Annotated in this window: 19 protein-coding genes; 6 read left to right on the top strand and 13 right to left on the bottom strand. The window is 59.4% G+C overall.

Annotation, left to right across the window (positions count from 1 at the left end):
* Positions 1-11 precede the first annotated feature (11 nt).
* Positions 12-767 carry an SDR family NAD(P)-dependent oxidoreductase gene (locus tag LQ231_RS02715; protein ID WP_230170191.1) on the top strand — a complete coding sequence of 252 codons (756 nt, stop codon included), beginning with the start codon at positions 12-14 and terminating at the stop codon, positions 765-767.
* Positions 768-786: 19 nt separating this feature from the next.
* Here LQ231_RS02715 and LQ231_RS02710 read toward each other — a convergent pair whose 3' ends face one another.
* Genes LQ231_RS02710 through LQ231_RS02700 form a run of 3 tightly spaced genes read right to left on the bottom strand, consistent with a single transcriptional unit; the run spans position 787 to position 4150 of the window.
* A complete protein-coding gene (locus LQ231_RS02710) occupies positions 787-2007 on the bottom strand; it encodes a cyclopropane-fatty-acyl-phospholipid synthase family protein (protein WP_230170190.1) in 1221 nt (406 codons plus the stop codon).
* Positions 2004-2795, bottom strand: a complete 792-nt coding sequence (locus tag LQ231_RS02705) for a DUF1365 domain-containing protein (RefSeq protein ID WP_230170189.1) — start codon at positions 2793-2795, stop codon at positions 2004-2006. The genes LQ231_RS02710 and LQ231_RS02705 overlap by 4 nt, the downstream gene beginning before the upstream one ends.
* Positions 2792-4150, bottom strand: a complete 1359-nt coding sequence (locus LQ231_RS02700) for an FAD-dependent oxidoreductase (protein WP_230170188.1) — start codon at positions 4148-4150, stop codon at positions 2792-2794. Before LQ231_RS02700 ends, LQ231_RS02705 begins: the two co-directional genes overlap by 4 nt.
* 123 nt (positions 4151-4273) lie before the next feature.
* On the opposite strand from LQ231_RS02700, the gene LQ231_RS02695 reads away from it, so the two are divergent.
* Genes LQ231_RS02695 through LQ231_RS02675 form a run of 5 tightly spaced genes read left to right on the top strand, consistent with a single transcriptional unit; the run spans position 4274 to position 8756 of the window.
* Positions 4274-4963, top strand: a complete 690-nt coding sequence (locus LQ231_RS02695) for a sigma-70 family RNA polymerase sigma factor (RefSeq protein WP_230173229.1) — start codon at positions 4274-4276, stop codon at positions 4961-4963.
* Complete coding sequence (locus tag LQ231_RS02690) at positions 4960-5637, top strand: ChrR family anti-sigma-E factor (RefSeq protein ID WP_113143969.1); 678 nt, start codon at positions 4960-4962, stop codon at positions 5635-5637. The genes LQ231_RS02695 and LQ231_RS02690 overlap by 4 nt, the downstream gene beginning before the upstream one ends.
* 43 nt (positions 5638-5680) lie before the next feature.
* Positions 5681-6082 carry a DUF2177 family protein gene (locus LQ231_RS02685; protein WP_230170187.1) on the top strand — a complete coding sequence of 134 codons (402 nt, stop codon included), beginning with the start codon at positions 5681-5683 and terminating at the stop codon, positions 6080-6082.
* Between the two features lie 40 nt (positions 6083-6122).
* Complete coding sequence (locus LQ231_RS02680) at positions 6123-7136, top strand: ligase-associated DNA damage response exonuclease (protein WP_230170186.1); 1014 nt, start codon at positions 6123-6125, stop codon at positions 7134-7136.
* A 3-nt stretch (positions 7137-7139) separates the two neighbouring features.
* Entirely contained in the window at positions 7140-8756 is a 1617-nt protein-coding gene (locus tag LQ231_RS02675; RefSeq protein WP_230170185.1) for a cisplatin damage response ATP-dependent DNA ligase, read from the top strand.
* A gap of 8 nt (positions 8757-8764) precedes the next feature.
* Here the strand turns inward: LQ231_RS02675 and glpK are convergent, their stop codons facing one another.
* From glpK to LQ231_RS02625, 10 genes are all read right to left on the bottom strand, one after another.
* Entirely contained in the window at positions 8765-10258 is a 1494-nt protein-coding gene (gene glpK, locus LQ231_RS02670) for a glycerol kinase GlpK (protein ID WP_230170184.1), read from the bottom strand.
* 81 nt (positions 10259-10339) lie between these two features.
* On the bottom strand, positions 10340-12061 hold the full coding sequence (locus LQ231_RS02665; RefSeq protein ID WP_230170183.1) for an ABC transporter substrate-binding protein: 1722 nt from the start codon (positions 12059-12061) through the stop codon (positions 10340-10342).
* Positions 12062-12144: 83 nt separating this feature from the next.
* Positions 12145-12426, bottom strand: a complete 282-nt coding sequence (locus tag LQ231_RS02660) for a DUF2160 domain-containing protein (protein WP_113143964.1) — start codon at positions 12424-12426, stop codon at positions 12145-12147.
* Between the two features lie 10 nt (positions 12427-12436).
* Complete coding sequence (locus LQ231_RS02655; RefSeq protein ID WP_230170182.1) at positions 12437-13255, bottom strand: carbohydrate ABC transporter permease; 819 nt, start codon at positions 13253-13255, stop codon at positions 12437-12439.
* Between the two features lie 13 nt (positions 13256-13268).
* Positions 13269-14138: a sugar ABC transporter permease gene (locus tag LQ231_RS02650; RefSeq protein ID WP_113143962.1), complete on the bottom strand. Its 870-nt coding sequence runs from the start codon at positions 14136-14138 to the stop codon at positions 13269-13271.
* Positions 14139-14141: 3 nt separating this feature from the next.
* Positions 14142-15212 (bottom strand): ABC transporter ATP-binding protein, encoded by a 1071-nt coding sequence (locus LQ231_RS02645; RefSeq protein ID WP_113143961.1) that lies wholly within the window; start codon positions 15210-15212, stop codon positions 14142-14144.
* Between the two features lie 13 nt (positions 15213-15225).
* Complete coding sequence (locus LQ231_RS02640; protein ID WP_230170181.1) at positions 15226-16308, bottom strand: ABC transporter ATP-binding protein; 1083 nt, start codon at positions 16306-16308, stop codon at positions 15226-15228.
* 47 nt (positions 16309-16355) lie between these two features.
* Positions 16356-17867, bottom strand: a complete 1512-nt coding sequence (gene glpD / locus LQ231_RS02635) for a glycerol-3-phosphate dehydrogenase (protein ID WP_230170180.1) — start codon at positions 17865-17867, stop codon at positions 16356-16358.
* An 89-nt stretch (positions 17868-17956) separates the two neighbouring features.
* Positions 17957-18748 carry a DeoR/GlpR family DNA-binding transcription regulator gene (locus tag LQ231_RS02630; RefSeq protein ID WP_230170179.1) on the bottom strand — a complete coding sequence of 264 codons (792 nt, stop codon included), beginning with the start codon at positions 18746-18748 and terminating at the stop codon, positions 17957-17959.
* Positions 18749-18844: 96 nt separating this feature from the next.
* Complete coding sequence (locus LQ231_RS02625) at positions 18845-19855, bottom strand: iron ABC transporter permease (RefSeq protein ID WP_230170178.1); 1011 nt, start codon at positions 19853-19855, stop codon at positions 18845-18847.
* Positions 19856-19928 lie beyond the last annotated feature (73 nt).

Genomic DNA, 19928 nt, shown 5'->3' with positions numbered 1-19928 from the left:
AAGAGGATGCCATGACCAAGATCGCATGGGTTACCGGTTCCAGCTCCGGCATCGGCCGTTCACTCGTCCATAGGCTTGTGCGTGACGGCTATACCGTCGCCGTGAGTGCACGGGGTACTGACGCATTGGCCGATCTTGCCACAGCTGCGCCGCAACACATCAGGCCGTTTCCACTCGACGTCACCGACAAGGCGGCGGTGCAGGCCGTCACGGAGACGATCGAAGCGTCATTGGGTCCAATCGATCTCTGCGTCTTCGCCGCCGGCTCCTATACCCGAGACTATGCGGCTGGCTTTGACAGCGATCGAACCCGCCAAATGTTTGACTTGAACGTGATGGGAACCGCCCAATGCCTCGAAGCGATCATGCCACGCATGATCGCGCGCAAACGGGGACATATTGCGGTTGTCGCGTCAGTGTCCGGCTATGTCGGCCTGCCGGGCGCAGCAAGCTACGGCGCTACCAAGGCGGCGCTGAATGCGATGTGCGAAGCGCTTTATCCTGAACTCGCCGCCCATGGCGTGAAGCTGACTATCGTCAACCCGGGCTTCGTCGATACACCTCTGACGCAGAAGAACGATTTTCCCATGCCCTTCCTCGTCTCGGCCGAAGAAGCGGCCGACAGCATAGCCGACGGCCTGAACACGGGTCGTTTCGAGATCATCTTTCCGTGGAAAATGGCTATTGCTGTTCGGCTGCTGCATGCGCTGCCGCATAAACTGCGTTTCGCCATCACCCGCCGGATGCTGCGTCCTTCCGGTCTCTGATGGCACACGCAGGCCTCATCTATCCGCGGGGCTTTTCCAGCTTGAATTGCGCAACATCGATGCGGCCGGTGCGGAATCCGACTGCGCAGTAGTGCAGGTACAGTCGCCACATACGGTAGAAGCGGCGATCAAACCCCAGCGGTTCGATCTTCTGCCAGTTGGCCGTAAACGCCGCATCCCAGGCGAGAAGCGTCCGGTCATAATCCTTGCCGAAACGGAAGCAGTCCGACACCAGCAACCCCGTCTCCTGCGCGTCGCCAACGAACCGGGAAACGGAGGGCAGCATGCCGCCCGGGAAGATGTAGGTCTGAATGAAGTCGGCATTGCGCCGGTAGGCCTCGAAGCGCTGCTCGTCGATGGTGATCGTCTGGATGAGGGCCTTGCCACCCGACGCAAGTCGTTCGTGAACAGCCCTGAAATAGACCGGCCAGTTTTCCTCGCCCACGGCCTCGAACATCTCAATGGACACGACCTTGTCGAACTCGCCCTTGCAATCGCGATAATCCTCCAGGCGGATATCGACGCGGTCGGCGATGCCGGCCTTCTGCAATCTGTGCTCGGCAAAACGAGCCTGCTCGACGGAAAGCGTCAAACCGGTGACGCGACAGCCGGTGGCCCGCACGGCAAATTCGGCAAAACCTCCCCAACCGCAGCCGATCTCCAAAACATGGTCGTCTGGACCGATGCCAAGTTCGCGCACAATGCGGGCGTATTTCTCTTCCTGTGCTTCAGCCAGCGAGAGGCTGCTGGGGGCATACAAGGCCGATGAGTAGGTCATCGTCCGATCCAGCCACAGGCCATAGAATGCATTGCCGAGATCGTAGTGGAAGGCGATATTTCGACGGCTGCCCTGCTTGGAGTTGCGCCGCAGTCTATGGCGCAAGTGCGCCAGCCTTCCGAAAATGGTCGACGGATTGAGAACTTTCTTCAGGCTCGCTTCATTAGCGAGCGCAAGTTCGAGGACGGCGCCGATATCGGGACTATCAAGGTCACCCTCCATGACCGACTGCGCAAAGCCGAGCGTTCCCCCGGTGAGAATGCGAAATGCGGCTTTGGAGTTGCGAATATGAAGGACCGCGCTCGGTCCCACTTCGCGACCGACAGCGGTGTGAGCAGCGCCGCCGTCAAACTGCAACGTCAAGCGCCCCACCGATATCCGGTCGGCCCAGCCGCACAGGACACGCTGCCAGATGGAACGCGCATGGATCACATTTTGCATTTCCTGCTCTGCATGGCTCATGACTTTTCTATCCCATTCTGCAGAACGATTGTCGTTGCGATCGGCTTCGCTGCGGGTTTGTGGCGGTAAATCGGGGTCCCTTTCAGCCACAGCCTTAGCGCTTCCCAGTGGATCCCACCCATCACCTTCAGGGTCATCAAGGGGAAGGTTACTAACATGTGCAACAAGCTTGCATCCGACAAGACCCGGCGTCGCCCGGAAAAGCCCGCGAAAAGCAGCAACCCGTCGGCGTCCGTTTCTCCGATGTTGATCACGACATCGTCCGACGGCGGCTGGATGCTGAAACTGTACTGGCAGTTCATGGGAATGAACGGCGAGACATACATTTCCTTGGCGCATTGATGACGCAAGATTTTGCCACCTGCTGCGACCGGGATCACGTATGTATGACGCTCTTTGAAGGTGTTGCTGACTTCGTAAAGAACCGCGGCGAGGTCACCGGCTTCGCGGTAGCAGAAATAGACTGTGAGCGGATTGAACACATAACCCAGTATGCGAGGATAGCAGAGCATGTGGATTTTCATGCCCTGTCGATCAATGCCCGCTGCAGCCAGTTGCCGCTCGACCCACTCGCGCAGGCCGCCCACAATACCATCGCCGTGATCTTCGTCATGCACCGAATAAACAGCCCGACGGTTGTGGGCAAACAGTCGCAGTGACCTGTCGAGCAAAGGCAATTCATCCAGATCGACCAGAAGCGAGAATACGCTATAGCGCAGCCTGTGCTGTTTGGGTCGGTGCCGAACATGCAGTACATGGCCGGCATAAATGGCGGATGTCAGGCTCATTCCGCCGCCTCAAGTTGATGGCCAAGCACGATGCGGCCGGATTCGTTGGCAACGCTCCACGGTCGGCGAACGCCACCCAGCGCTTCAGCCACGGCCAGCCCGGCCTGGAGCCCGTCTTCATGAAAGCCGCTGCCAAAATAGGCTCCGCAGAACCATGTATTGCGGCGACCCTGCAACTGCCAGAGCTCGCGTTGCGCACGAATGGCCGCAGTATCGAACAGCGGATGTTCGTAGTTGAATGTCTGCACGATCTTCGCCGGATCGATCTTGCGGCACGGATTGAGGGTGACGAACAGTGGACAGCCGGCATCCAGCGACTGCAACTTGTTCATCCAGTAGGTCACACAGGGTGCTTTGCTGCCGGCATCGTGACCATCGGCGATGTAGTTCCAGCTCGACCATACCGATTTTCGGCTTGGCATCAGGCGCTCGTCCGAATGCAGTACGGCAAGGTTCGGGGTGTATTGAAAGGATTCAAGCACACGGCGTTCAACACTGTCTGCATCCTGCAGGAGGTCGAGGCTCTGATTGGCATGCGTTGCCATGACAATATCGTCAAACTGATCTATGTGGCCGCGTATATCGACGACTTCCACGCCGGAGCCGCTACGGCGAACATGCGCCACCGGTGTCGACAGCCGCAACTCGCCCGGGAAATCGGCGAGGATGCGCATCACATATTCTCGACTTCCACCATCCACGGTGCGCCAGCGCGGTCGATCGGTCAGAGACAAGAGACCATGATTATCGAAAAAGCGGATAAAGGCATGCAACGGATAGAGTTGCATGTCATGCGCCGTGGTCGACCAGATGGCAGCACCCATCGGCAGAAGATGATCTTCGATGAAGGACGCGCCGTAGCCGGCGGACTTCAGGTACTCGCCAAGACTGACACTCTCAAGTTCCGGGCGGCCCAGCAAGCCGGGTGCCTCGCGGTAAAAGCGCCTGATGTCCGAGACCATTTTCCAGAAACGGGGACTGAAGAGATTCGTGCGCTGGCCCAGAAGGCCGAACAAGCCAGAGCCGGAATATTCGAATTTTCCACCCGCAATCGACGCAGAAAACGACATGTTCGATGCTAAGGTCGGCACCTTCAAATGCTCGAACAGCTTGACCAGATTCGGGTAGTTCCGGTCGTTGTAAACGATGAAGCCCGTGTCAACCGGAATATTCCTGCCATCGGCCGGTGCAATCACCGTATTGGAATGGCCGCCGGGTCGGGCTTCGGTCTCATAGAGCACAACGTCTGCGCTTTTGGATAAAAGCCAAGCTGAAGATAGACCAGAGATTCCAGATCCGATGACCGCAATCCTGCGCTTGCCGCTGACAACAGTCCTAGAAATATCCGTGTCCATCACCTGCCCTTTATTCGAATACCGCAGCTTTTGTCTGGTCATCACTACGGTTCGGTTTCGGGAACGGATTGTTCGCGGCGGAATAAAATCTCAACGGTGATCCAGCAACGCAAGGTCGCCGTAATGGCTGCCATGATGGTCAACACGATTCCCATATCGGCAGATGCATGCCAGAATGGCCCCCGGCTCTTGGTGCGGCAGCTTGCCGTGGCACAGCCCCACAAGGGGAAGACAAGCGTTTCTATGTCCGATTCTGCAGACGATATTGCGCAGCGTAATTTTTCAAAGCTTCTGGCCGCCGTCGGCCGGGACCGGGACGTCGAAGCGTTCGAACAGATTTTCAAGCATTACAGCCCGAAGATAAAAGCCTACATGGCCAAGCTTGCCCGCGACGGACAGATGGCCGAGGAACTGATGCAAGAAACCATGCTTGCCGTCTGGAACAAGGCCGCGCAATTCGACCCCCTGAGGGGCAATGTTTCGAGCTGGATCTTCACGATTGCGCGCAATCAACGAATCGATGCCTTTCGCAAGGAACGCCGGCCCACTTTTGACCCTACCGATCCAGCCTTCGTGCCGGATGATGTGCCTGCTGCAGACGTCGAATATGAAGGGCGCCAGGAAGCAGATCGCCTCCGCCGCGCCATGGAAACACTCCCTCCCGAGCAACTTGAACTCCTGAAGATGTCATTTTACAAAGAAGCCTCGCACAGTGCCATCGCCGCCGAACTCGGCTTGCCGATGGGCACGGTCAAATCCCGTATTCGCCTTGCTTTTGCAAAGTTGCGAGCAGCTCTGGAGCAACGCGCATGACGCTCCAGGTCCAACATCACGTCAGCGACGAATTGTTGCTCGCCTATGCCACAGGAGAATTGGCGGAAGGCTGGAGCCTTGCGGTCGCAACGCATCTGGCCCTTTGCCCAAGCTGTCGTAGCCGGCTTTCCTTCATGGAGCATGCTGGTGGCGAACTGCTGGAACTGGCGATGCCCGAGACCACGGACGACATGGCGTCGAGCAGCTGGGACGAGATGAAAGCGAAGATTTCAGCGTCCAGGCCTGTGAAAAAATCCGAACTCAAGACTGTGCCCGAACAAACCGATACCCCCATTCTGCCGGAACCGCTTCGATCTTATCTCGGCGGCGACGTCGGGCTCCTGAAATGGAAGGCCCTCGGGCGGGGCGCATATCATATCCCGATAAAGACTGCGGATGGCCAGACACAAGTACGCCTGTTGAAGATCCCTGCGGGCAAGCCTGTTCCGGAGCACTCGCACGGCGGTCGTGAACTGACGCTGGTGCTAAAAGGCGCTTTCACCGATGGCGCTAGTGTGTTCAAGCGCGGCGACCTTGAGGAAGCCGACGAGAGCCTGACGCACCAGCCCGTGGCGACGCCGGAGGAAGACTGTATCTGCCTCGCCGTCACGGATGCGCCGCTTAAATTCCAAAGCCGGCTTCTGAGACTGTTGCAGCCTGTTCTCGGCATCTAGCAAAAAGCGCGGTCGTAGCAGGCCGTCGCATGGAGAAGACAAGATGACCTATCTGGTCGCCTATCTGTCGACGGCAGTCGTGTTCTTCGGCCTCGACTTCCTGTGGCTGACGCGCATTGCCATCGGATTTTACCGTCGGAATATCGGCGACCTGATGCTGGCGAGCCCCAACCTTGCCGCAGCAGGTGCGTTTTATCTCCTCTATATTGCCGGCATCGTCTATTTCGCCGTTTTGCCCGCCGTCAACGCCAACACTCTTTCGACCGCGATTATCAATGGTGCCCTGCTCGGGCTGTTGGCCTATGGCACCTATGACATGACCAATCTTTCGACCTTGAAAGGCTGGTCGCTGTCGGTCAGTGTCGTGGACATGGCGTGGGGGGCGTTTCTGACAGCAACCGCTTCAGCAACAGGCTATCTGGCGGTCTCGCGTTTCGTGGCTTGAGCGGCTGGCAAGGCGCAGTTTGTCGCCCTATCTTGATTGCATGATCAAACCAGAGCAGCTGCTGCATCCTACCCCCAACGGGCTTTATTGCCCGCCCGGCGACTTCTATGTCGATCCGGTTCGCCCCGTTGGACGGGCACTGGTGACCCACGGACATTCCGATCATGCCCGCTCCGGACACACCCATGTGCTGGCGACACGTCAGACACTGGATATCATGGCCATCCGCTATGGGGACAACTTTTGCGACAGCGCTCAGGCTGCAGAATTCGGCGAGACGATCCAGCACAACGGCGTCTCCGTGTGCTTTCATCCCGCCGGCCATGTGCTGGGCTCGGCGCAGATCGAAATCGAGCATCAAGGCACAAGAATTGTCGTGTCCGGTGACTACAAGCGCGGCGCCGATCCGACCTGCGCGGCTTTCGAACCGGTGCCCTGCGACGTCTTCATCACGGAGGCGACGTTCGGACTGCCGGTCTTTCATCATCCCGATCCGAAGATTGAAATTCTCAAGCTGATCACCTCGCTGAACCAGTTTCCCGAACGCAGCCATCTGGTCGGCGCCTATGCGCTGGGCAAGGCACAACGGGTGATTTCGCTCATTCGTCGTTCCGGCTATGACAAGCCGATCTATATTCATGGCGCCCTCACCAGGCTCTGCGACTATTACCGCGGCGAGGGCATCGATCTCGGCGTTCTTCGGCCGGCAACCACCGAAGACACGAAATCCGGCGCCTTCAAAGGGAGCATTGTCGTGGGACCACCGTCAGCGTTCAATGATCGCTGGGCACGCCGCTTCGAAGATCCGCTGTCGATCTTTGCATCCGGATGGATGATGGTGCGGCAGCGGGCAAAACAACGCGGTGTCGAACTGCCGCTGGTCATTTCCGACCATTGCGACTGGCCGGAACTGATCGCAACGATCACCGATATCGCCCCGCAGCAGGTCTGGGTCACGCATGGCCGTGAAGAGGCGCTTGTCCGCTGGTGCGAGCTTGCCGGCATCAAGGCGCGGCCGCTGCATCTGGTTGGCTACGAAGACGAGGGAGACTGAGCGATGAAGGCATTCGCGGCCCTTCTCGATCGTCTGGTGCTCACACCGAGCCGCAACGGCAAGCTTAGGCTGCTCGAAGACTATTTCCATGCCACGCCCGATCCTGACCGGGGATATGCACTTGCGGCACTGACCGACAATCTCGAGATCAGCAACGTCAAGCCGGCCCTGCTCAAGGAGCTGGTTCTGGAACGCATGGACGACGTTCTGTTCCGCTATTCGTATGACTATGTCGGCGACCTTGCTGAAACAATCTCGCTGGTCTGGGAGCCTACAGGCGACGCACAACCGGCCGAAGGCGCCGAATTGCAGCTGGCGACGATTGTCGAGAGACTGCAACGTCTCGGGCGGAACGAGACACGCGGCGTCATGCGCAGCCTTCTCGACAGCCTCGGCACTTCCGAACGTTTCGCACTGATCAAGCTGGTCACAGGCGGCATGCGCATCGGTGTGTCGGCGCGTCTTGCCAAACAGGCATTGGCGGGTTTCGGCAACAAGGATATCAGCGATATCGAGAGCCTCTGGCACGGACTGACGCCCCCCTATCTGCAGCTTTTCGACTGGCTGGAGGACCGCACCGAAAAACCCGTTCTGGCGACGCCTGCGATTTTCCACTCGGTCATGCTGTCGACGCCGATCGAGGACCGCGATCTTGAGGTGCTTGACCCTTCGGATTTTGCCGCCGAATGGAAGTGGGACGGCATTCGCGTGCAGCTTTCCTGCTCAGACGGGCGAAACCGCCTCTATTCCCGGTCCGGCGATGACATTTCGGGTGCCTTCCCGGACATTGTCGAAGCGGCCCTTTTCGATGGCGTGATCGACGGCGAACTGCTGGTCGGGGGAACCTCGCGCAACAATGCGCCGGTACGAACGTTTTCGGATCTGCAACAACGGCTGAACCGCAAGACGGTGACAACACGGATGATGGAGGACTATCCGGTCTTCATCCGCGCCTATGACATTCTTTTCGAAGGTAAAGACGACGTTCGAGGCGAGGTCTTTCCTGCAAGGCGCAAGAGACTTGGCAGGCTTGTCGAGACGCAGGAGGCGAGCCGCTTCGACCTGTCGCCGCTGGTGCCGTTCACAAGCTGGGAGGAGTTGGAGCGTTTGCGGTCTTGCCCGCCCGATCCGGTGATCGAAGGCGTGATGCTGAAGCGCCACGACAGCGTCTATCAGGCTGGGCGCGCCAAGGGGCCGTGGTTCAAGTGGAAGCGCGATCCGATGAATGCCGATGCGGTGCTGATGTATGCGCAGCGCGGGCATGGCAAGCGATCGAGCTACTATTCGGACTTCACTTTTGGCGTCTGGACCGCCGTTCCCGGCGAAGGTGATGTTCTTGTGCCTGTCGGCAAGGCCTATTTCGGTTTCACCGACCAGGAACTCGAAGTACTCGATCGCTTCGTGCGCAACAATACCGTCGATCGCTTTGGCCCGGTGCGGGCGCTCAGGGCAGAGCCGGAGCATGGCTTTGTCGTGGAAGTGGCCTTTGAAGGCATCGCCCGTTCCAATCGGCACAAGTCGGGTGTGGCCATGCGCTTCCCGCGCATCGCACGCCTGCGGCAGGACAAGCTGCCGAAGGATGCCGATCGGCTGGAAACCCTTGTCGCCATGATCGCGTAGACTTGAGGCTATCGCTTGGTCAGGCAGCGGCTGACGCAATCCTGCCAGCCGGCGATCGCCTGCTCTCTTTCGGCAGATAGCATCTGTGGTTCGAAGCGGCGGTTGCGTTTCCAGGTCGCGGCAAAACCAGCCTGATCCGGCCAGAGACCGGCGCGAGAGCCGGCAAGCCAGGCAGCACCCAACACGGTGGTCTCCAGGATCATCGGACGGTCGACGGGTGCGTCGAGAATGTCGGCGAGACGCTGCATGGTCCAATCGGAGGCGACCATTCCGCCATCGACGCGCAGGACGGTTTGCTCGCTGGCACCCGACCAGTCCTTCTTCATCGCTTCGAGCAGGTCATTGGTCTGATAGGCCACGCTTTCCAGCACGGCGCGAGCAAATTCGGCAGGTCCTGAGCTGCGGGTCAGGCCGAAGATCGCGCCGCGTGCATCGGCATCCCAATGCGGCGCGCCGAGGCCGGTAAAGGCCGGCACGAGATAGACGCGCTGATTGGGATCGGCGCGCATTGCCAGCGCATCTGTGTCGGAGGCGACCTGGACGAAGCCCATCTCATCGCGAAGCCACTGTACGGCCGCACCGGCAATGAAGATCGAGCCCTCGAGGGCATAGGTGGTCTTGCCATTCATGCGGTAGGCAATCGTGGTCAGCAGGCGGTTCGACGAGGTGACACGATCAGACCCTGTGTTCAGCAGTGCAAAACAGCCCGTTCCATAGGTCGATTTCATCATGCCGGGCTCAAAGCAGGCGTTGCCGATAACGGCAGCCTGCTGGTCGCCGGCCACGCCGAGGATCGGGATGGCGGCGCCCAAAACAGAGATTTCAGTAATGCCGAAGTCATCGGCGCAGTCCTTGACTTCCGGTAGCATCGGCCGCGGGATCTCAAGAATCTGCAGCAGGTCGTCATCGAAGCGGTTTTCGCCGATATCGTAGATCAATGTTCGCGAGGCATTGGTGGCATCCGTCGCGTGGACCTTGCCGCCTGTCAGCTTGTAGATGAGCCAGCTATCGACCGTGCCAAAGCAGAGTTCGCCTCTTTCTGCACGCGCCTTCAGACCATCGACATTCTTGAGCAGCCAGGAAAGCTTGGTGCCGGAGAAATACGGATCGAGCAGCAGGCCGGTCTTCTCCGTGAACAGCGGTTCCAGGCCCTTCGCCTTCAGTTCATCGCAAAAACGCGCCGTGCGACGGTCCTGCCAGACGATCGCATGATGCATGGGCTTGCCTGTTTCGCGGTCCCAGACCACGACGGTCTCACGCTGATTGGTGATACCGATCGCAGTCACGTCGCCGATCTTGATGCCCGCTGCGGCGACTGCCCTGTCTATGGTCTTCAGGACACTCTGCCAGATCTCGTCGGCATCATGTTCGACCCAGCCGGAATCGGGGAAATGCTGCGTGAATTCCTGCTGCGCGACACCGACAATGTGCATGTCTTGATCGAAGATCATCGAACGCGTCGACGTCGTTCCCTGGTCAATCGCCAGAATGTAACCGCTCATCAGGCTTCAAGCTCCCTTATAGAAGAAGCCGGGGCGTAGATATCGCCCCGGCGGTTGTCAATGATCAGATCCCTGGCCGGCTTACTTCTGCCAGCTCTTGACGAGTTCGTCGTAGTTGACCGTCATCGGCTTTTCTTTTTCTTCGGCGATCTTCAGCTGCGGTGCCAGGTTGCCCTTGGCGACAGCGTCGGCATTCCACTCTTCGAGTGTCTTTTCCTCGGCGAGTGCCGGACCGATGTCACCCTGGACGCCTGCACGCTCAAGACGCTGCAGGACCTTTTCCTGCTCGGCGCAAAGCGAATCCATGGCTTCCTGCGCGGTCTTTGCACCCGAGGATGCATCGCCGATCGCCTGCCACCACAGCTGTGCCAGCTTCGGATAGTCAGGGATGTTCGTTCCGGTCGGCGACCACTGGACGCGGGCCGGCGAACGGTAGAACTCGATCAGACCACCGAGCTTCGGCGCACGGTCGGTGAACGACTTGTGCTGGATCGTCGATTCGCGGATGAGCGTCAGGCCAACCTGGCTCTTCTTCACGTCCACGGTCTTCGAGGTGACGAACTGTGCGTAGAGCCAGGCGGCCTTGGCGCGGTCGTCAGGGGTCGACTTCATCAGGGTCCAGGAACCGACATCCTGATAACCGAGCTTCATGCCGTCCTTCCAGTAGACGCCATGCGGGCTGGGTGCAAAACGCCACTTCGGCGTACCGTCGGCGTTGACGACGGCGAGGCCTTCCTTGACGAAGTCGGCGGTGAAGGCCGTGTAGGTGAACATCTGTTGGGCGACGTTGCCCTGGGCAGGCACCGGACCAGCTTCACCGAAGGTCATGCCCTGCGCTTCCGGCGGTGCATAGGCCTTCAACCAGTCGAGATACTTCTGGATGGCGTAGACCGAGGCCGGGCCGTTGGTATCACCACCGCGGGCGACGCAGGAGCCGACCGGCTGGGACTTTTCATTGACCTTGATGCCCCATTCGTCGACCGGCAGGCCGTTCGGCAGGCCCTTGTCGCCGTTGCCGGCCATCGAGAGCCAGGCATCGGTGAAGCGCCAGCCGAGAGACGGGTCCTTCTTGCCGTAGTCCATGTGGCCGAAGACCTTCTTGCCGTCGATCTCGCGGCCGGTGAAGAACTCAGCGATGTCCTCATAGGCAGACCAGTTGACGGGTACGCCGAGGTCGTAGCCATACTTCGCCTTGAAGTCGGCCTTGTTCTTGTCGTCGTTGAACCAGTCATACCGGAACCAGTAGAGGTTGGCGAACTGCTGGTCGGGCAGCTGGTAGAGATTGCCGTCCGGCGATGTGGTGAACTTCAGGCCGATGAAGTCGTTCAGGTCGAGACCGGGATTGGTGACGTCCTTGCCGGCATTGGCCATCCAGTCTGTCAGCGAGCGGGCCTGCTGGTAGCGCCAATGGGTGCCGATCAGGTCCGAGTCGTTGACATAGGCGTCATAGATGTTTTCGCCCGACTGCATCTGCGTCTGCAGCTTTTCGACGACGTCGCCTTCACCGATCAGGTCATGGGTGATCTTGATGCCGGTGATGGCGGTAAACGCCGGTGCCAGGACCTTGGATTCGTATTCATGCGTGGTGATGGTCTCGGAGACCACCTTGATATCCATGCCGGCAAAGGGCTTTGCCGCATCGATGAACCACTGCAGTTCGGCTTCCTGGGCCGCGCGGTCGAGAGACGACATGTCGCCGATCTCGGTGTCCAGGAATTTCTTTGCCGCGTCCATGTCGGCGAATGCCACGCCGGTCATGGCGAGAAGCATCGTCGCCGTCGTCGTTAAAAGGTGCTTTCGCATAGTATCCTCCCTAAGGTTGCGATTGCCGAGTTTCCAGTCCGTGAGGATGGCAGCCTCCCGCCGCCATCCGTCGTTGTCTTGCTCTATACGTAGCGAAATACGCCGATGGCGTAGACCACGGAGAGAGCGAGAGCCCACCACAGGTTCGACCCAACAAGGCCGAGCCAAGCGAGATGAATAAAGGCTGATCCGAGCAACGACACGAAGAGCCGGTCGCCGCGCGTGGTTTCAAAGCGCAGCACGCCGACGCGCGGATTGCCGCCCGGCGAGAAGTATTCCCAGACCGCCATCGAGACGATCAGCGTGAAGATCGCAATGAAGAAGAGCGCCGTCGGCAGCGTCCAGGCCATCCATGTGAAGTTCATCGACGCCTCCTCAGACGCGGCCCAGGGCAAAGCCCTTGGCGATGTAGTTGCGGACGAAATAGATCACGAGTGCGCCCGGGATGATGGTGAGCACGCCGGCGGCTGCCAGCACGCCCCAGTCCATGCCCGAGGCCGAGACCGTGCGCGTCATGATGGCAGCGATCGGCTTGGCGTCGGTTGTCGTAAGTGTGCGGGCGATCAGGAGCTCGACCCAGGAGAACATGAAGCAGAAGAAGGCGGCGACACCGATGCCCGAGGCGATCAGCGGCATGTAGATCTTCACGAAGAAGCGCGGGAAGGTATAGCCGTCGATGTAAGCGGTTTCGTCGATTTCCTTCGGCACGCCCGACATGAAGCCTTCGAGGATCCACACCGCCAGGGGAACGTTGAACAGGCAGTGGGCAAGCGCGACCGCGATATGCGTGTCGATGAGGCCGAAGGCCGAATAGAGCTGGAAGAAGGGCAGCGCAAAGACGGCCGGCGGTGCCATGCGGTTGGTCAGCAGCCAGAAGAACAGGTGCTTGTCGCCGAGGAACCTGTAGCGCGAGAAGGCGTAAGCCGCCGGCAGGGCCGCAGCCACCGAGATCACCGTGTTCAGGCAGACATAGATGATCGAGTTGATATAGCCCTTGTACCAGGACGGATCGGTGAAGATCACCATGTAGTTGCCAAGCGTCGGATTTACGGGCCAGAGCGAGAGCGCCCCGGTGATTTCCGCGTTGGTCTTGAAGCTCATGTTGACCAGCCAATAGATCGGCAGGAGCAGGAACACGATATAGACCGTCGGGATCAGAAAGCCGAAGCGCGAACGATCGTCGGAATTGCTCATCGAATACGCCTCCTTACTGGCTCTTTGCGTCGCTGACGGTCATCACGGTGTAGAAGACCCATGACAGCAGCAGGATGATTAGGAAGTAGATGATGGACATGGCGGCTGCCGGACCGAGGTCGAACTGGCCGACGGCCATCTTGACGAGGTCGATCGACAGGAAGGTGGTGGAATTGCCCGGTCCGCCGCCGGTGACGACGAAGGGTTCCGTGTAGATCATGAATGAATCCATGAAGCGGAGCAGGACGGCGATCAGGAGCACACGCTTCATCTTCGGCAATTGGATATAGCGGAAGACGGAGAGGCGCGAGGCACCATCAATCTTGGCGGCCTGGTAATAGGCATCCGGGATCGAGACGAGGCCGGCATAACACAGCAGCACCACGAGGCTGGTCCAGTGCCAGACGTCCATGGCAATGACGGTGATCCAGGCGTCGACCGGGTCCTGGGTCAGGTTGTAGTCGACGCCCATGGCATTCAGCGTGTAGCCGAGCAGGCCGATATCGACGCGGCCGAAGACCTGCCAGATCGTACCAACAACGTTCCACGGAATGAGCAGCGGCAGTGCCATCAAGACGAGGCAGACGGGCACGCCAAGACCTTTTTTCGGCATGTTGAGCGCGATCAGGATGCCGAGCGGCACTTCGATCGCCAGGATGATCATTGAGAAGATCATGTTGCGACCAAGCGCATTCCAGAACCGGTCCGAGGACAGGATTTCCGTGAACCAGTCAGTGCCGGCCCAGAAGAACTCGTTATTGCCGAAGGTGTCCTGCACCGAGTAGTTGACCACGGTCATCAGCGGGATGACGGCGGAGAAGGCCACCAGCACCAACACCGGAATGACCATGAACCAGGCTTTGTTGTTCCAGGTCTTGTTCATCGCTCAGCCCTCCATGCCCACGCGCCAGCTATCGGCGTAAATCCCGATCGCCTGGGGTGCGAACGTCACTTTCGGATCCGATGGAATGTCCGTGTCTTCTGCTACGACGATCGACATCGGCTGATCGCAAAACCGCGTGCGGATGATCTTCTGGCGACCGATATCCTCGACCTTGGAAATCGTGATCGGCATGCCCTCGCGTCCAAGGCGGACGAATTCGGGACGAATGCCGAGCTCTATCTTGGACTGGCCCGACAGTTTCGGCACACCGGGAAGGGCGATGGACTGGTCACCGACGGTCGCGGTCGCGCCATTCACGGCAGCGGGCAGGACATTCATGCCGGGCGAACCGATGAAATAGCCGACGAATGTGTGGCTGGGCTTCTCGAACAGTTCGGCCGGCGTGCCGATCTGGACGATCTGGCCGTCATACATCACCACAACCTTGTCGGCGAAGGTCAGCGCCTCGGTCTGATCGTGCGTGACATAGACCATGGTGAAGCCGGATTGGCGATGCAGGCGCTTCAACTGAGAGCGCAGCACCCATTTCATATGCGGATCGATCACCGTCAGCGGTTCATCGAACAGGATCGCGTTGACATCGGCGCGAACCAGGCCGCGGCCAAGCGAAATCTTCTGCTTCTGGTCCGCTGTCAGGCCTTGTGCGGTCTTCTTCGCCATCGCGGCGAGATCTGTCATCTCGAGGATTTCGGTGACGCGGCGATGAACCTGATCTTCCGGCACATGGCGATTGCGCAACGGAAAGGCGAGATTGTCGTAAACGCTCATCGTGTCGTAGACGACCGGAAACTGGAAAACCTGGGCGATGTTGCGGGCCTGGGTCGAGAGGTTGGTCACGTCGACGCCGTCGAACAGGATCTTGCCGTCAGAAGGGTTGATCAGCCCGGAAATGATGTTGAGCAGGGTCGTCTTGCCGCAGCCGGAAGGCCCGAGCAGGGCATAGGCGCCGCCGTCAGCCCATTCGTGATGGACTTCCTTCAGCGCATAGTCTCCCGCCGCGCGGGCAGCGGGGGAATAAGCGTGGCGGATATGGTCGAGATTGATACGTGCCATGTCGCGCCTCCCTTCAAGCGGCCATGCTGGCATGGGCGAGCAGGGATTGGCCCTGCACGTCAAATGCCATCAGGTGACGGGTGTCGATATAGACGTCGATTTCCTTGTCCGGATCGATGTCGTGGATGCCGTGCGCAAGGATAACCCAGCGCGCACCGGCAAATTCGACGTGGATGAAGCTTTCCGAGCCGGCGATTTCCGACACCAGCGTACGAACTCGCAACGGCTTAGCGGCATGGGATGTTGCCGCCAGCGACAGATGGTGAGGATGGAAAGCGACCGTCAGCGGCCCATCCGCCACGCCTGCAAGATGCGCCGGAACGTCAAGCACATGGCGGTCAGCCAGCAGGAACTGCTGGCCGGATTTCACCAGTGCCAGGGTGTTCAATGGCGGGTCTGCGAAGGTTCTCGCCGTCAACAGATCGACCGGCTGGCGATAGATGCCGATGGTCTCGCCAAACTGCGTCACACGCCCTTCGCTCAGGGTTGCTGTGTTGCCCCCAAGCAGCAAGGCCTCCGACGGTTCTGTCGTCGCGTAAACAAAGATAGCGCCGGACTGGGCAAAAATCTTCGGCAGCTCCTCGCGTAATTCCTCACGCAGCTTGTAGTCGAGATTGGCCAGTGGCTCGTCCAGCAGGACCAGTGTCGCCTTTTTCACCAGCGCGCGGGCAAGCGCCGTGCGCTGCTGCTGACCACCGGAGAGGCTGAGTGGCGTGCGTTGAAGATAGGGCGTAAGCCGCAACAGGTCCGAGGCCTTGTGCACCTCGCGATCGATGGTGGCGGCGTCCTTGCCGGCAATGCGCATCGGCGAGGCGATGTTTTCATACACCGTCAGGGCCGGATAATTGATGAATTGCTGGTAGACCATGGCGACATTGCGCTGCTGCACCGGCTTTCCAGTGACATCCATGCCATCGACATGGATCGTGCCGGATGTCGGCTTGTCCAGCCCGGCCATCAGCCGCATCAGCGATGTCTTGCCCGAAAGCGTCGGCCCGAGAAGGACATTCAGCGAACCCCGCTGCAACGTCAGGTCGGTCGGGTGAATGTGGTATTCACCGCCCGCCATCTTCGAGATGTTCTTCAATTCCAACATGTTTCCTCAGGCCTCCTCCAAACCTTCGGCAATCCGGGATCAGGCGGCTAGCTCGCCGCGACAGTCCCCAAGTATTCCTCCAGCCCCCGCGCCTCCTCAGGCGACAGGAACAACCCTTGTTTCGTTCGGCGCCACAGCACATCCTCTGCCGTGACCGCCCATTCCTTTTCCATCAACCAGCGCAATTCGCACTCGTAGAGACTTCCGCCGAAATGCCGACCGAGATCCTCGGTCGTCGCCGCATTTCCGAGAATGGTTTTTGCATCCGTCCCGTAACAGCGGATGAGACGTTCCGCATGGCGGCGTTCCAGAAACGGGTAGACGCCAATGAGTTCCTGCACCGTGGCATCATAGCCGGTCACGAGAAAATCGCCGCCCGGAAGCCGACTGCCTGCGGTCCACGCAATGCCCTTGACACCGATCGCTTCACCGATCTTTTCGAGAGCATGCTCGGCCAGGCGACGATAGGTCGTCAGCTTGCCGCCAAATACATTCAACAGCGGCGCTCCGTCGTCCGCTGCCTCGACCTTCAGCACGTAGTCGCGGGTCGCTTCCTGCGCCTTGGAAGCGCCATCGTCGAACAGCGGACGCACGGCAGAATAGCTCCAGACAATGTCGTCCGGTACGACCGGTTCCTTGAAATACTCGCTCGCGGCATTGCAGAGGTAGTTTACCTCCTCCGCACTGATCTTCACATCCTTCGGATCATCCGTGTAGTCACGATCCGTTGTGCCGATCAGGGTGAAATCGCCTTCATAGGGAATGGCAAAGATGATGCGATTGTCCGGATTCTGGAAGAAGTAGGCACGTTTATCGGCAAACTTCCTGCGGACAATGATATGGCTGCCCTGAACCAGGCGAACGTTGTGAACGTTGTTGCGGCCGAAGGCACCAGCGAGCACCTGATCGACCCAGGGACCGGCTGCATTGACCAGCATTCGGGCGCGGTGGACGGTTGTCGCTCCGCTGCCCTTGGCCTTGGTCGTCACGACCCATACGCCGTTTTCGCGATGGGCCGAGATCACCCTGGCGCGGCTGTAAATGCGGGCGCCGCGAATTTCCGCGTCACGCGCATTGAGCACGACCATGCGGGCATCATCGACCCAGCCATCGGAATATTCAAAGGCCTTCGCAAAAATTGGCTTCAGCGGCTGTCCGGCCTGATCCCGGCGGAGATCCAAGGTCTTGGTCGCCGGGAGCAGCTTTCTGCCGCCGAGATGATCGTAGAGAAACAGGCCAAGGCGGATCAGCCAGGCCGGACGGATGCCACCCTTCTGGAACGGCAGGACAAAACGCAGCGGCCAGATAACATGCGGCGCCATGGCCCACAGCACTTCGCGCTCCATCAACGCTTCGCGCACGAGGCGAAATTCGTAATGTTCGAGATAACGGAGACCACCGTGGATCAGCTTGGTCGCGCCTGAGGATGTGCCCGAGGCAAAATCGTTCATTTCGGCAAGCGCAACGGTATAGCCCCGGCCAGCGGCGTCACGGGCAATGCCGCAGCCGTTGATGCCGCCACCGATCACAAACAGATCGTAGATAGGCTCGTCCGTCATTGTTCCCCCGTATTTCGCACTGCAGCATTTATTGCGATAGCGAAAGCATCGTCATCTAAAATGAAATGCAAACGAATGTCAAACGAATGTTACGCCGATCTGTCCTGGCCGATGTCCGAAGGGGTCGTCTCAAGCAACTGGACCTCCTTGTCCAGGCAGATCGCCCGGACATTGGCCGAAGGACAATGGTCGGTAATGAAGGTATGAACCTGGGAAATATGCCCGATACGCACAGGTGCCGTGCGCTCGAACTTCGAGGCATCGGAAACCAGCACGACGTGCCTTGCATTGGCGATGATGGCCTGCGCCACCTTCACTTCTCGAAAATCGAAGTCCAGCAGTGCTCCATCCTCATCGATCGCCGAAACGCCGATCACCGCGAAATCAACCTTGAACTGGCGGATGAAATCGACCGCAGCCTCACCGACGATACCGCCGTCAGCGCCACGAACAACGCCGCCGGCAATCACCACCTCGATCGAGGGATAAACACGCAAGCGATTGGCGACATTGATATTATTGGTGATAACCATCAACTCCCTGTGGTCAACAAGCGCTTCGCCGACAGCTTCCGTGGTCGTGCCGATATTGATGAAAAGCGACGAGTTGTCCGGAATCAATGCGGCCGCTGCCCGACCGATCGCCTGTTTTTCGGCCGCCGCCATGGATCGGCGCGCTTCGTATTTGACGTTTTCATTTCCGTTCGGAAATACGGCGCCGCCGTGAATGCGGTTCAGCGCCCTGGTATCACAGAGGTCGTTGAGGTCCTTGCGGATGGTTTGCGGCGTGACGGCGAAACGCGTGGCAAGTTCATCAACCAGAACACGCCCCTGCTCCTTTGCGATGGCCATGATTTCGGCCTGACGCGCGGAAAAAATCATTGTCCCCTCCCCATTCTTCGTTTTGCTTCATCCTAGGCCAAAACGAAAATGGAGCAATAGCTCGTCATAAATTGCTGTTGTCGCGACTTGTGACGGTCATCGGCGGCGAAGCAAGACGATGAACGCAACCCCACCCACCAGACCGGTGACAACACCGATCGGCATGTCTTCGGGTGCCATGACAACCCGCGCGGCAATGTCGGCGAGGATCAGAACGATCGCACCAAGAAAGGCGGACAAGGGGATAACGCGGACATTATCGCTGCCACCGACCAGCCGCACGACATGCGGGATCAACAGGCCAACAAATCCGATGGCACCGGAAAAGGCGACCATAACGCCGGTCAACAGAGCCGTGACGACAAACAGCTGGGCGCGGAATCGCGAGACGGGAACACCCAGTGTCGCGGCCGTCTCGTCGCCCATGGCAAGCGCATTGATTTCGCGCGCGCGCAGCAGGAGCCAGATCAGCGATAGAGCCAGTGCCAGGGCGGGATAAAGCAGGTGCGACCACTGGGCGAGGCCCAATCCGCCGAGCATCCAGAAGACAACGGTATGGGCCGCACGCGGATCACCGAGGAAGATGGTAAGATTGCCGAGGGCGGTGGCGACAAAGGCAACGGCGACACCGGACAGGACCAGCCGATCCGCAGCAGCGCCCGAATAGCGGGTGACCGCCATCACAGCCAGCGTTGCAGCAAGTGCGCCGACAAAGGCAAACAGAGGTACCGTGACAAGGCCGAAGATCAGGCCCGTGTGCAGCAGCGCGATGATGGCGCCAAGCGCGCCACCCGAAGAGACGCCCAGCAGATGCGGATCGGCGAGCGGATTGCGCGTGACCGCCTGCAGGACAGCACCGACAACCGCGAGACCTGAGCCGACAAGTCCTGCCAGGATCGCTCGCGGGAAGCGCACGTCCCAGACAATGCTCTCACGACCGGCGGACCATGTCACTTCGCTAAAGCCCGGATGAAGCTTGTTGGCGATGATCGACCAGACCGTGGTGAACGGGATCGGCGCGGCGCCGAAAGAAACGCCTGCAGTCAGGCACAGCACCATCAGGGCGGCCGCTAGTGCCCCCCACATCAACACCTTGCCGCTCGTCATCACATGCCTATCTGCTGGATAAAATTCGGTTCACCGGGCGCATGGCGCCCGGTGACAAGACCTGTTTCCGTTT

It is taken from the genome of Rhizobium sp. CECT 9324, assembly GCF_918741265.1.
Classification (GTDB): domain Bacteria; phylum Pseudomonadota; class Alphaproteobacteria; order Rhizobiales; family Rhizobiaceae; genus Allorhizobium.
Note: the sequence above shows the minus strand (reverse complement) of the source record. Positions and strands in the feature narration are given on the sequence as shown.